Raw genomic sequence first — 12808 nt, 5'->3', positions numbered from 1 at the left:
GCCCGCGACGTCGAAGGCGAGCTGTTCCAGCGCGGCGGCGGTGCCCTTGCGGCGGCGTACGGCCACCGCGTCCGCCACCTCGGCGCGCGAGACGCCCTCCCTGTCGATGCCGACCAGGGCCGCGACGTACGGCACGATCCACTCGTCGCAGGTCTCGACGAACCAGTTGGCGTACCAGGTGTCGAGGTCGTCGTCGATGACGCGTACCTGCTCCTCGATGATCCGCAGCAGCGCCCGCAGCGGGTGGCCCCGCTCCTCGTCCCTGCTGCGGTGGATGGCGGGCAGCAGCGCGGCCAGCTCGTCGCGGGTCATCGGGCCACCTCCACGTGCAGGACGACGAACCCGTCCAGGCCAGGTGTGATCAGGACGAGCTCGGCGGGGTCGATGTGGACGCCGTCGGCCCGGGTCCTGGCCGGTTTCGCGGGTATCCGGTCGGCCACGCCGGTGACCGCGGCGGCGTCGGGGGCGGTCGTGCCGAGGGTGGCGCCCAGCCGTACGACGTCGGCGAACGCGACGCCGGGCACGCGCTGGAGCTCCGCGACGACCTCGGACAGATACAGGCTGCGCCCGAGAGCCCGCGCGTCGAACCCGAACGCCGACTCCAGGGCCGCGCGGGCCTGCGGGCCGACCAGGTCGGGGGCGCGGTCGGCGTCGATCCACACGTTCGCCTCCAGGACGACGTTCCACAGGGTGCGCGGCGCCGCGGCGACCGGCACGCCGGGGTCGCCGTAGCGGCGGCAGGCCGCGAGCAGGCCGCGCAGGAGGTCGGAGTCCGGCTCGATCGGCGCGTCGTCCACGCCCGCCACCGTCACGTGGACCAGTTCCCTGCCGCCCGCGCTCAGGCGGGTCGCCGCGGCCTTGCCGATGCCCGCGCGGGCCAGGGTGAAGTCCGCGTAGTCGCGCAGGCCCACCAGCCGGTCCATGGCCAGCGTGGGCAGCGGCGCCCGGCCGCGCAGCGCCGAGTCCGCGTCGTGGTCGGTGCCGCCGCTCGCGTGCAGCGGGTTGGTCACCGCGCTGATGCCCAGCGGCTTGGTCTGCAGCTGGCTGAGCTGCCCGGCGCGCACGTTGCCCGCCCTGCCGATGCCCACGCGGTAGGTGAAGGCCACGTTGCCGGTGCCGGTGGGCAGCCGCGATCCGCGCCGGCCGTCGCCGAACTCGACGGTCGCGCCGCCCGCGGCGTCCACGCTCAGCTGGTAGGCCCGCTCGGACGGCCCCGCCCAGGCCAGCTCGGGGACCTCGTGCCAGGCGATCCCGCCCACCCTGACGATCAGCTCCGCCTCGGCGCCGTCGGCGTCGGGGGTGGCGAGGTACGTCAGCGGCTGCTGTCCCAGGGTGAAGCGCTGGCCGGCCGTGCCGGCGTCGCCGCTGCCGGCCGCGGGTTCGAGCTTCGTCTCGCCGTTCGTGGCGCGTACGACGTTGGCCCAGACGGTGACGGTGGAGCGGCGGTAGCTGCCGCGCAGCGGGGCCGCGAGGTCCAGCACGGTGTGGTCCGGCACGCCCCCCGACGAGGAGACCCGCCGGGTGCCGATGACCCGCGCGACCTCGCCGCTCGGCGGGGTGAGCGGGCCCGCGTCCTGCGGCATCCCGGACACGACGATCGTACGGCCGGTCGGCAGGTCCTGGATCACCACGCCGAGGTCGATCGAGCCGCCCTCGACGGGCCCCGTGATGGGCTCGTCGGCCAGGGTGAGGGGCTCGGCCTGGACGTAGAAGGTGTAGCCGCGCAGCTCGGACAGGGAGCGCCCGGCGTCGCCGTGCTCCTCGGGGAACCAGGGCGCCACCAGCACGAGCGCGGTCACCCTGCCGGAGACGCCGTAGCGGGCCAGGCCCAGCGTGCGCACCTCTTTCACGAGGTTGACGTTCACGAGGCCGTCGCCGGAGACCACCACGATCCAGCTTCCCGGGAGGATGCGCGGGTAGTCGGCGTCGAGCGGGAGCAGGGTGCGCGCGCCCGCGTCGGAGTCGTACAGGCCCTCGTCGAGCTCCCAGTCGGAGTCGTCCGCGGCGACCTCGCCGACCACCCCGCCGGATGTCGCGGGCGGGAGCGGGGCGGCGGAGCCGAACGTGGCCGCCTTGGCCCGCAGGACCTCCAGCCGGACGAACTCCGCCTCCTCGTCGCCGTCCTCGGCCATCCCGACCGGGGACAGGGCCGGGGACAGCTGGAGCCAGGCGGCGGTCACCTGCGCGTCCAGATCGGTCTCCGCCGACTCGACGATCCTCAGCAGGGGCGATCCGTCGGTGAAGTGGAAGAGCAGGCGGTCGTTGGGCGCGAGCCCGGTCGCGATCCCTTCGACGTGCACCACCCGCAGGGAGGCCACGCGGCAGCGGGTCAGCCGCGTCGGGCGGCGCAGCCTGGGCGGCAGCGCGCCCCACGACGGGCGGGCCACCAGCTCCTCGGCCGTCTCGAAGATCTGCGGCTTGGCGCCGGGGTCGGGCACGCTCTGCACCCTGGCGCCCGCGGGCACCCGCACGAGCGGGTCGCCGGGGTCGGGGTCGAGGGTGTAGGCCAGCCAGGCGCTCGCCGCCAGCCCCGGCCGGGGCCGGTAGCCGACGAGCGCGGCCAGCTCCACCAGCGAGCGCCGTTCCTTGGCCGTCGCGAGGTAGCCCTCGTCGGCGATGCGTTCCTGGTAGAAGGTCAGCACGTCGCCGACGCAGGCCCACGCGTCCAGCAGCGCCAGCGCGGGGTCGTCGGGGGCGCGCGTGGTGAGCCTGGCCAGCTCGGGATGGTCGGCGGAGGCCAGCCGCCCGATCATCCTGGCCAGGAACGCCGCCCGGGTGCCCACGCGGACGCTCAGGCTCGACCTTCCTGGCGGGTTGGCCACCTTTCCGGGCGGCAGCGGTGTCCCCGAAGCGCACCGCCCGCAACATCCCGCCGCTTCACCGCAGCTCATACCGGCTCACCGCCCTCCCACGAGATCCAGCGTCAACGTCCCGGCCGAGGGGATCTCCAGCGGGCCGAACGCCAGCGCGCCGCCGGGAGGCACGGGCGGCCCGGTGGAGACCGTGCGGGCCAGCCGGACGACGCTCGCCGACACCACTCCCGGCACGGCCATGGCCTCGGCCAGGATCCGGCTCACGTACAGGCCGGTGCCGAAGGTGAGGCGGTCGGGGTCGAACATGCCGCCCGGCGCGTCGCCGAGCCGGGCCCGCAGCGCGACGGTGACGGCCGAGCGGGCCGCGGTCGCCGCCAGGCAGACGCGTAGCCCGAGGTCGACCGCGACCAGCCGGGGCGGGTCGGCCCGCAGGTCGTGCCCGATCCGCCGGACCTGCTCCAGCCGGGTCCGCACCGCCTCCAGGGGGAACTCCTCGCCGCAGCGGCCGCGCAGGGGGTCGATCGCCACGTCGGCCTCGTACCAGCCGCCGGTCCAGGCCAGGTCGGTGGCCGCGCTCTGGACTCCCGGCTGGGCGGCGGCGATCGTGGCGTAGTCCTCGGCGGTGACCGCCCGTATCAGGCGGTGCCGGTAGGCGGTGGGGCCGAGCAGGCGGGCTTCGGCGACCGGTTCGGGGTCGATGCCGCCCGTTGCGGCCAGCGGGTTGCGTACGCCGGTCACGGGCACCGCGATGGGGCACGAGGCCACCAGGTGGGCCACCGCCTCGGGGCCGACGTTGCCGGCCGTCCCGTTGCCGATCCGCAGGCGCAGCTCGAAGCGCTGGCCGGGGCGGACCCCGCGGCCGTACTTTCCGTCGCCGAAGCGCAGGTGCGAGCTGCCCTCGTCGTCCGCCTCGACGACGACGTGCCGGTCCTCGGGGCCGCTGCCGATCAGGTCGGCCCGCACCGTCCACGTCTCGCGGTCGGAGGTGAGCCACAGCTGGGCCAGTGCCGTACGCGGGTCCTGGGTGAGCGCGGCGGCGGCGGGACCGGCGGCGACCGGCTCGGCGGGGTCGAGCCCCGCGCCTGCGCCCCAGGTGGCGGCCACCTCGGCCGCGTCGGCGGCGTCCAGCGGCAGGCCGAGGCGGGCCTGGGCGGTCAGCCTGGCCAGCCTGGCCAGCTGACGCGGCCGGGGTGTGGTGTCAGCGGGGATGCGGGCCAGCGTCAGGGCCTGGCCCGCCGCGACGGTCTCGGGAGCGGGGTAGGGCGCGCGGCGGGTGAGGGGCGCGTGCGGCAGCACGGGCTCGAAGCGCACCCGTACGGGGTCGCGCTCCGGGCGGCCGAGCCCCTCGCACCGCACGGGACCAGGCTCCCCTTCGGGCACGGTCAGCGTGCCGGTCTCGGTGGCGCCGTGGTCGACGAGGACCACGTTGGCCCTGGCCACGCTCACGTCCTCGAACAGGCAGCACTCCTCGCCGCCGATGGCGGCCAGGCACAGGTCGAACGTCAGGGCGTCGGCGCACGCCCAGCTCACCCGGAGCAGCGGCTGGTCGTAGACCGGGTCGTCGAGCTCCTCGACCTCGGTCAGCCGTACGGCCTGGCGGTGGGTGACGTCCCGGTCGCCCGGCACCCCGGTCAGCGGGCCGCGTACCTCCTCGAAGATCACCACGTCGCCGGGGCACAGGCCGAGCAGCCGCTCCGACCGCTCCTCGTCGCACCAGCCGTCCACCAGCGTCGCGGTGGTCGCGCCGCGCGGCAGGCAGCACTCCTCGCCGCCCCAGGTCCACAGCCGGATGCGGTTGCGGGCGGGGCTGACGGCCACGTCGTGCTGCAGCACCGGCTCGTACACCTGGTAGCCGCCGCCGGGCGCGAGGCGGCGCAGCTCGCCTTCCGAGACCATCGGGCGGCCGCCGAGCGCCGGTACCGCCGTCACGAACCGGTAGCCGCCCGCGTGCAGGACCCCCGGCTCCTCGACCTCCAGGTGCACCCAGGTGCGCGCGTTGCAGCCGTCGTGCATCCGGTAGTCGACCAGCCGCAGGTGCCGCCGCACCGACGTCCGCAGCCGGGCCGTGCCCAGGTACGCCTCGGTGGCCACCGCGTCCTGGCGGTAGGAGAGCTGGTCGCCGACGTAGGCGAGCAGCTCGACCAGCGTGACGCCCAGGTCGGGGATCTGCCGGTCGGTCCAGGAGGGGGAGGTCAGCGCGAGCCGGTCCAGGATGAGCCGCCGGAAGCTCGCGTAGTCCTTGGCGAGGTAGTCGATGACCGCCCGGTCCTCCTCGCCCGGCGGGCAGGGGGCCGTCGCGCCGCAGTCGCTCTCCTCGCCGCAGTCGCCGGTGAAGGTGCCAGTGAAGGTGCCGGTGAAGGTGCCAGTGAAGGTGAAGGCGGCCCGGGCGTATCGGGGGTCGAGGTCCTGCGCGCAGGCCAGCTCCACCTCGTACGGCGAGCGGTCCCCGAGCCGGTCGAGGTGGACGACCAGCTCGTCGTAGCGACCGGCCCGCGCGGCGACCACCTCGACGTGGACGGCCCGCACCACGCGCCCGGGACCGGTGATGGCGACGTCGTCCGCCTCCGGCACGGGCTCGGGAGCCTTGCCGAGCAGCACCAGCCGCAACGTGCGCGCCTCGTTGTCGACCTGCACGCCCGCGATGCCGCCCCATCCGCAGGCGCGGTCCCGTTCCCGCCGCGCGCGGGGCGGGCAGCCCTCGTCGGCCGTCATGGCCCGGTCCTCCGTTCGACGGTGACCGAGTTGAGCTCCCCGGTCAGCAGCAGCACGTACGCCACCGACACCAGCAGCGCCCCCTCCTCGGCCCGCACGTCCACGCGCTCGACCCGCAGGTCGTCGGGCAGCCACTGCTGCAGGGCGGCCTGGAGGGTGTACTCGACGGCCCCGGCCAGTTCGGGGCTGTTGGGGGCGAAGACCAGCCGCAGGACGCCGGTGCCGAAGTCGGGCCGGTTGACCCGCTCCCCCGGGATCGTGAACAGCAGCTGCTCGACCATGTCGCGCACGTGGTCCTCGTCCGTGGTGGTGGCCGATCTGCCGTGCGCGTCGACGTGGAAGGGAAAGTCGAGGTGGGTGCTCATGATCCCGCCGCCCTGAGCTGCGTCGAGGTGATGACCGGCGTGCCCTGGGGGGCCTTGGCCGCCGACTGGCTGACACCGGCGCCGGGTCCCGCGGGCTCCAGGACGACCGGCTTGCCGAGCACGAAGACCCGGGTGGAGGCGGCCAGCGCGAAGTCGACGGTGACGCAGGGGCTCGGCGGGGTCGCGCCCGACAGCGCGCAGCCCGCCACCGCGACCACGTCGCCGACGGTCACCACCGGCGCGCCCCCGGCCAGGACCACGGTCTGGCCGGGGACGATCGTGGCCTTGCCCTGGTGCAGGCAGGTCACCTGCGAGGCGACGGTCAGGAGGAAACCCGGCATCGTCGGCACCCCTCTCAGGCCGGCTTCACGACGAGCGCGCCGTTGTTGATGTTGACGAGCCCGACGAGGTTGATGGCCGGCGCGGTGATGGTCACGCCCGAGGTGTCGACCGTGATGGCCGCCGACTGGGACTGGAGCAGCACGCCGCTGCCCTTCATCGGGGCCACCGGGGTGTCGGACAGGGCGATCTTGCTCTTGCCGATGGTCTCGATGAGGAGCGCGGGCGCCGCCGGGGGCAGCAGCTTGGCGGTGGCGGGCGCCTCTTCCCGGCTCCCCCAGAAGAAACCCACCCAGATGGGGCTGTCGGGGCTGCCCTGCTCGAACTCCACCCAGACCCCGGCGCCGGGCGGCGGCACGGCGAAGAAGCCCATCTGCAGCCCGGCCAGCGGCACGCACGGCATCGCCCACGTCGACGGCAGCACGCCGAGCACGTCGGGCACGCTGACCAGCAGCCGTCCCTTGCCGAGAGGGTCGATGTTGTTCAGCACCGAGCCCCGGTACTTGCCGAAGAAACGTCTGGTGCCCGGCGGCTCGGCGTCCTCGCGCTCGGCGGGGCCGAAGAAGCCGGGAGACTCGACATAGCCGAGCTCGTCCATGTTCATGGCAGGTCCTTAGGAGAGGGGCAGGAACGCGTTGCGGGTGAGGGTGAACTGCTGGGTGTAGCCGCCGCGCGTGATGTCGTGGGTGACGCTCTTGACGAAGTAGGTGCCGTCGTAGCCGAGGCTCGCGCCGCGCACCGTGACGGGACGGCGGGCGCGCAGCGGCTGGCCGTAGCGCAGCACGTCCAGCGTGCCCTGCCCGCTGATCACCTCGTAGCCGTCGGCGGCCCTGGCCAGCGCGACCAACCCCGCCTCCAGGGGGGACAGCTTGGCCAGGCCCCTGACCACCGACGTCTTCAGCGGCAGCGGCTTGCGGGCGCCCATCGGCGGGTTGACCGGGGTGATGTCCGGGATCGGGACGGGGATGGGGAACTTGGTGACCGGCTCCTGGACCAGCGCCACGTACTGCGTCGCGGAGAACCCGTCGAAGGTGAACGTCAGCGTCTCGACGTTGGTGGTCGCGTCGGCGTTGGCCCACAGAGTGGGCTGCGGCGGCCCGGCCTTGACCAGCGGCCCCCAGTACGCGTAGTTGACCCCGGGGTCCGGCCCCGGCTCGACGTAGAACTGGTAGCCGACCTGCGCCGCGAGCGCCTTGACGTAGGCCAGGTCGGTGCCCTGCTGCGCGGGGATCGACTCCATCGGGTTCGGGGTGATCAGCTTGACGCTCGGCACGATCTTCGGGACGAGCCCATACATCGGGTATTTGGCGCAGATCACGGCAACCCGCGCCTCCGGCGGCAGACCTATGTACGGCACGCCAGTGAAGTCGACGATGTCCATCATCCGGGAGACGTCCTCGCCGGTGAGCGTGAGCCGCGCCTGGCCGGGCTCGGCGGACGGCGTCACCTCGTGCCGGGTGACGACACCGTCCATCAGCACGGTGGCCTGGCCTCTGATCGTCACGACGATCTGCGCCCTGGCCGGCGGGTCGAGCGCCCCCGAGGGCAGCAGCTCGCGGAACAGCAGCGACCGCTTGCCCATGCCGAACGACAGCCGGAACCCGCCCGGCTGGCCCACCCCCTCGCTCACCTGCACCGACAGCAGCGCGTCCACGACCTCGCGCGGCACCCGCTCGGCCCGCACCGCGCCGAGTCTGAGCGACAGCAGCAGCTCAGAAGCCATGCGGGCTCCCGATGGTCGCGGTGGGCAGCGCGACGTCGAGCCGCCGTCCCGGGCGGGCGGTGAGGTCTGCGGGGTCGAGCATCGGGTTGGCGTCCGCGATCTGCCAGAAGCGCTCGGGGTCGTCGAGGTGCAGCGCGGCGATCCGGTCCAGGCGGTCGCCGTCGCGCACCACATGCACGGCGATCACGGTGAGCGTGCGCCGGTCGGGCAGGAACCTGCGGCGCACGTACGGGATCGGCTCGCCGCCCTCCGGCCGGTGGGTGGCGATCTCGATCCCCTGGTAGCGACTGGTCGCGGTGAACATCAGGTGCCTCCTGGCGGGCCGTCGAGGCCGAGGGTGCGCAGCTGGTCGGACGGGTGCAGCGCGGCGAGCTGCTCGCGGCGCCGCTGGTGGCCGATGAACAGGCCGCTCCCCCGGTGGGTGAACCCCAGGTCGTCGACGGTGAGGATGCGCATCGACAGCGACACCTTGGCCCTGATCGGGTTGAGGTTGGAGTCGAACGCCTCCTCCGTGACGGTGAACTCGGTGAGCCTGACCGGCACCACGCGCTCGCGGCTCCACACGAAGACCGTCAGCGGCGACTCGACGGGGACGATCTCGAAGGCGCCCTTGCGGGCCGCCTCGTCCTGCGCGATCAGGGCGCCGGCCGTCGGGTTCACCAGCAGGTCCAGCGTGGCCAGGACGGGCAGCAGGCCGTACGCGGCGACGGCGTCGTTGCCCGGTGCGAAGGGGTCTTCGAGCTGCGTCGTCGCGTCGAGCTCCGCTTCGAGCTTGATGGTCTCGTGCGCGGGCCCGCGCAGCCGCAGCGCCTCGCTGCGGTCGCCGGGTTCGGCGCCCACGCCCTGGGGCTGGAGCGTGCGGGTGATGGTGTCCGGGTTGTACTGCAGGGTGATGACCCTGAGCACCGTGCCGTCGGCGGGGTCGAGCAGGACGAGCCCGCCCCTCGGCACCACGGGCGTCCCCGGTGCGAACTGCGCGCTCACCGCTGCCCGCCTTCCGACAGTCCCTGGATCCCGCCGACGACGGCCTGTGCCAGCCCCGGCGCGGAGCCGTCCGCGGCGTCCACGCTCAACCGCCGCCGGGCGGCCTGTCGAGTGGGCCCGCCCGCCAGATCCCGCCGTACGGCCTCGGACAGAGCGTCGATGAGCTCCTGCCGGGAGAGGCCCGCCGAGTCCAGCACGACCCTGTCGATGTGCAGCACGATGCGCGTCACCGGCCCACCCGCTCGGGGTGCGGGACCGTCAGCGGCAGGCCCAGTTTGCGGAACTCCGCCCGCGCCGCCGTGAGCACCGTCGCGGTGTCGACGGGCTCGCCCGCGTCCGCGGCGAGGAACGCGGCGCCCAGCGCGATCGCCTGTACGGCGGCGCCCGTGACCGGCAGGTCCACGAGCGCGTCGAGGTCGAGGCCGCCGAGCGGCACGCCCGCGGGAAAGGCCGCCGACCACAGCCGTCTGCGCTCCTCCCGCCCCGGCATCGGGAAGTCGACGACGAACCGCAGCCTCCGCAGGAAGGCCGGGTCCAGCGCGGCACGCAGGTTGGTGGCCAGCACCGCGACCCCCTCGTAGGCCTCCATCCGCTGGAGCAGGTAGCTGACCTCGATGTTGGCGTAGCGGTCGTGGCTGTCACGCACCTCGCTGCGGCGCCCGAACAGCGCGTCGGCCTCGTCGAACAGCAGCAGCGCGCCGCCGTCCTCCGCCGCGTCGAAGACCCTGCGCAGGTTCTTCTCGGTCTCGCCGATGTACTTGTTGACCACGGCCGACAGGTCGACGCGGTAGAGGTCCTGGCCGAGCTCGTGGGCGAGCACCTCGGCCGCGAACGTCTTGCCCGTCCCGCTGGGGCCGCTGAACAGCGCGGTGACGCCGTTGCCGCGTGCCCGGCGCTCCCCGTACCCCCAGGTGGACATGACCCTGGCGCGGTGCCGCACCTGCGCGACGAGCCCGCGCAGCAGGTCCGTCTGCTCGCCGGGCAGCACCAGGTCCTCCCACCTGGCCTGCGGCACCGTCCGCTGGGCCAGGGCCTCCAGCCTCGGCCTGGCCGAGCTGCGGCAGGCCGCCCACAGGCGCGCGCGCCCGTCGGGGGCGTCGAGCACGGGCCGCAGGGCGGTGGCGATGCGGTGGACGGCGGGGACGCTCAGCCGGAACTGGCCGGCCAGCGTGCGCGGCGCCCCCTCCAGGGGCAGCCCGGTCGCGGCCGCCCACAGCTCGGCCTGCTCGGCGAGCGTCGGCCGGCCGACGTCGATCACCGACGTGGCCCGGTCGGTGACCGGCCACACCTCGCGCGTGGCCAGCAGGACGAGCCCGCCCACCTGGGACAGGAAGCGCCGCAGCGCCGCAGCGGTGGCGGGGTCGGCCAGGTCGGCGTCCACGGCGTCGAGCAGCAGCGCCATCGGCAGCAGCAGGCTTTCGCGCTGCCACAGCCTGGCCACCAGGTCCTGGTCCGCCCCCGCCGCCACGAGCGCGCCGACCGGCAGGTGGTACAGCTCGCGGTTGAGCAGCGCCATGGCCCGTACGGCGACCAGCTCGCAGCTCGGCTCATCGCCGCCGAGCAGCTGGATCACCGGGAAGCGGCCGTCGGGCGTGTCGGTCAGCGCCGCGCCGACCAGGGCGTCCGCCGCGGCCTGCGACGAGCGGGGCAGCCCGAGGCCCGCCGCCGGGTCGGGGCGGTGCTCGACCAGCCCCGTCAGCCGCTCGTCGAGCCGGTTGAGCCCTCTGATGAGGTCCACGATCCGGTCGTCGGCCCGCAGCGGCACGACGGCCAGCGGCTGGGCTCCCGCGCCCACGGGCTCCACCAGCCGCCAGAACCGCAGGCCCCGCTCGGGCGAGAGCACGTCCCAGCGGGCGTCGTCGAACAGGCGCAGCGCCAGCGCGAAGGTGGGCGCGGGCTCCCCCTGTGCGGCGGCGATCAGCGCGGTGATGCCGGGCTCGATCGCGGGGGCGGCGCACAGCAGCAGCACGTCCCGTTCGAAGTCGCTCAGCCCCAGCCGCTCGGCGATCTGCACCAGAGCGGGGGCCCCGAGGCCCGCCATCGCCCGAGCCGCGGCCTCCCGCGCGCCCGCCATCGCCTGCGCCGCGGTCTCTCCCTCTGGCGCGTTGCCGGTGAGAGGCGCGGCGGCCGTGGTGCGGGGGACCTCGCCGGAGCGGTCACGGGTCCTGCGCCAGCCCTTCCTCGTCTCCGGCGGCTCCGGCTCAGACCGCTGGGCGGGACCCGGGGGTTGCGGGGTGAGGCCGGCGAGCCGGACGGCCAGCCAGTCGAGGGACGCCTTCAGGTAGGCGCCGTTGGCCTGCTCCCAGGCGGGCGCGTCGGTCATGGGATCACCACCTCTGCCGTGGGGCCGGACTTGAAGGCGCCCGTGGCCCGGTCGACGATGTCGGTGTCGACGCCGTCCACGCGGACGCGGACCTTGTACGTGCCCGGCGGGATCGCGGCGACGACCGAGAGCGTGCCGGTGCCGGCGGTCAGCAGGGGCACCGGCAGGTGCAGGCCGCCCACGAGGACGGCCGCCTGCTGGCCGACCAGCACCGGATCGGCGACGGTCGCGGTCACCGTGGTCCTGGCCGGGGTGCCACCGGCCGGGGTGGCGGCGAGCGCGATGATCTCGGGGGCGACGGCCAGGGGGACCTCGTTGGTGGGCACCCCGCCGGACGCGGGCGTCAGGGAGATCGCCCACGGTCCCGCGGGCAGCCCGGTGGCGGGCAGCGCGACGGCGACCTCGTCGGTTCCCGGAGACGGGAGGTGGACCTCGGCCGCGGCCGGCACCCGCAGATGACGCAGGTGGGCCACGAGGGCGCCCGCGGGGAGGTTGCGGACGCTCAGCGTGACGGTCTCGCCGGGCAGCGCGACCGGGCTCCCCGGGACGCCGTACCGAATGCCGGTGAGCGCGGGGAAAGGCGAGGCGGCGTCCGGGTGGGCGACCGGCGACCTGCCGTCGGGGCCGCGCTTGAGCACGGGCAGCGGCGCGGCGCCGGGCGCGGGGTTGTCGATGAGCACCGCCGAGACCTGGTAGGACGCCGAGACCCGGTACGGCGTGGCGAACGCGGTCCACATCTTGGCGATGTCGTCCTGGCTCAGCGACTCGAAGCTGACCTTCACGTTCTCGAGCTGCAGGTGCAGGTCGCTGCCGGGCAGCGGGATCGCCGTGGCGGCCCGGATCTCCTCCCCCGGCAGGATCGGGGTGTCGTGCAAGGCCAGCATCGCGGCGCCGAGCAACTCGTGGGCGGTGCCCTCGTCGTTGCTGTAGGCGGCCAGCAGGTAGTGCAGGACCAGCGGGAGCAGCGGTTTGGGTGACTCCCCGGGCGGCGCGCCCGGCGGGTCGGCGTTGCGGAAGGCGGGGTGCATGTCGGTGCGGTACAGGAACAGGTTCACGTGGTCGCCGTTGACCTCGTCGGGCGCGCGGTCCGGCGGCACGATGGTCACCTGCGGGCCGCCGAGCCGGTTGAAGATCCTGGCGCGCAGCGCGGCGGTCACGGCGGCGATGGCGAGGGAGTTGCTCATGCCAGCTCCCCTTTGCTCCGGCCGCGCAGGTACGCCTGGAGCACCGAGGCGTGGTCCTTGCGCGGCGGCTTGGCCTGCGGGGCGGCCTGGGCCTGCGGGGCGCGTACCTCGAGCCGCCCGATCGAGATCTCGACCACCGACGGCGCGGGAGCGTCCTGTGCCGCCTGGGCGGGCGAAGGCCGCGCCGGCGCGGCGAGCACGGGGCCCGCGGCGACCCTCAGCAGGGGTGCGCCTGCCGCGCGCCTGGCTTCGGCGATGTCGGGGAGCGGCGAGGCCGGGCGCTGGCCTACCTGGCGCACGAATATCTGGGCAACTGGTTCGGCACCGTGTACGACATCTCCACGATCGCGATCCTGTGGTTCGCC

Annotated in this window: 12 protein-coding genes and 1 pseudogene; all 13 read right to left on the bottom strand. The window is 74.7% G+C overall.

Annotation, left to right across the window (positions count from 1 at the left end; genetic code table 11):
• Nucleotides 1-312 (bottom strand): phage tail protein (locus ACWDX9_RS50700; protein ID WP_449968661.1); only part of this gene is annotated, 312 nt, incomplete at its 3' end.
• Entirely contained in the window at nucleotides 309-2783 is a 2475-nt protein-coding gene (locus ACWDX9_RS50695; RefSeq protein ID WP_449968658.1) for a putative baseplate assembly protein, read from the bottom strand. The genes ACWDX9_RS50700 and ACWDX9_RS50695, both read right to left, overlap by 4 nt.
• Nucleotides 2784-2897: 114 nt before the next feature.
• Entirely contained in the window at nucleotides 2898-5525 is a 2628-nt protein-coding gene (locus ACWDX9_RS50690) for a putative baseplate assembly protein (RefSeq protein WP_449968655.1), read from the bottom strand.
• Nucleotides 5522-5890 (bottom strand): GPW/gp25 family protein, encoded by a 369-nt coding sequence (locus tag ACWDX9_RS50685; protein WP_357745506.1) that lies wholly within the window; start codon nucleotides 5888-5890, stop codon nucleotides 5522-5524. The genes ACWDX9_RS50690 and ACWDX9_RS50685 overlap by 4 nt, the downstream gene beginning before the upstream one ends.
• Nucleotides 5887-6231 carry a hypothetical protein gene (locus ACWDX9_RS50680; RefSeq protein WP_449968652.1) on the bottom strand — a complete coding sequence of 115 codons (345 nt, stop codon included), beginning with the start codon at nucleotides 6229-6231 and terminating at the stop codon, nucleotides 5887-5889. Before ACWDX9_RS50680 ends, ACWDX9_RS50685 begins: the two co-directional genes overlap by 4 nt.
• Before the next feature lie 14 nt (nucleotides 6232-6245).
• Nucleotides 6246-6833, bottom strand: coding sequence for a phage baseplate assembly protein V (locus tag ACWDX9_RS50675; RefSeq protein ID WP_449968650.1), 588 nt, complete (start codon nucleotides 6831-6833; stop codon nucleotides 6246-6248).
• Between the two features lie 9 nt (nucleotides 6834-6842).
• Nucleotides 6843-7952, bottom strand: a complete 1110-nt coding sequence (locus ACWDX9_RS50670; protein ID WP_449968648.1) for a hypothetical protein — start codon at nucleotides 7950-7952, stop codon at nucleotides 6843-6845.
• Nucleotides 7942-8256: a LysM peptidoglycan-binding domain-containing protein gene (locus tag ACWDX9_RS50665; RefSeq protein WP_449968645.1), complete on the bottom strand. Its 315-nt coding sequence runs from the start codon at nucleotides 8254-8256 to the stop codon at nucleotides 7942-7944. Before ACWDX9_RS50665 ends, ACWDX9_RS50670 begins: the two co-directional genes overlap by 11 nt.
• Nucleotides 8256-8936, bottom strand: a complete 681-nt coding sequence (locus tag ACWDX9_RS50660; RefSeq protein WP_364248672.1) for a hypothetical protein — start codon at nucleotides 8934-8936, stop codon at nucleotides 8256-8258. The genes ACWDX9_RS50665 and ACWDX9_RS50660 overlap by 1 nt, the downstream gene beginning before the upstream one ends.
• The gene (locus tag ACWDX9_RS50655) at nucleotides 8933-9166 is read right to left on the bottom strand and encodes a hypothetical protein (protein ID WP_449968642.1); all 234 of its coding nucleotides are present in this window, start codon (nucleotides 9164-9166) and stop codon (nucleotides 8933-8935) included. Before ACWDX9_RS50655 ends, ACWDX9_RS50660 begins: the two co-directional genes overlap by 4 nt.
• Nucleotides 9163-11259, bottom strand: a complete 2097-nt coding sequence (locus tag ACWDX9_RS50650) for an ATP-binding protein (protein ID WP_449968640.1) — start codon at nucleotides 11257-11259, stop codon at nucleotides 9163-9165. Before ACWDX9_RS50650 ends, ACWDX9_RS50655 begins: the two co-directional genes overlap by 4 nt.
• Nucleotides 11256-12443, bottom strand: coding sequence for a DUF4255 domain-containing protein (locus ACWDX9_RS50645; protein ID WP_449968637.1), 1188 nt, complete (start codon nucleotides 12441-12443; stop codon nucleotides 11256-11258). Before ACWDX9_RS50645 ends, ACWDX9_RS50650 begins: the two co-directional genes overlap by 4 nt.
• Nucleotides 12440-12808 (bottom strand): annotated as a pseudogene (locus ACWDX9_RS50640) (hypothetical protein); the annotation flags it as partial. The gene ACWDX9_RS50645 and the pseudogene ACWDX9_RS50640, both read right to left, overlap by 4 nt.

The organism is Nonomuraea sp. NPDC003201, from assembly GCF_053590415.1.
Note: the sequence above shows the minus strand (reverse complement) of the source record. Positions and strands in the feature narration are given on the sequence as shown.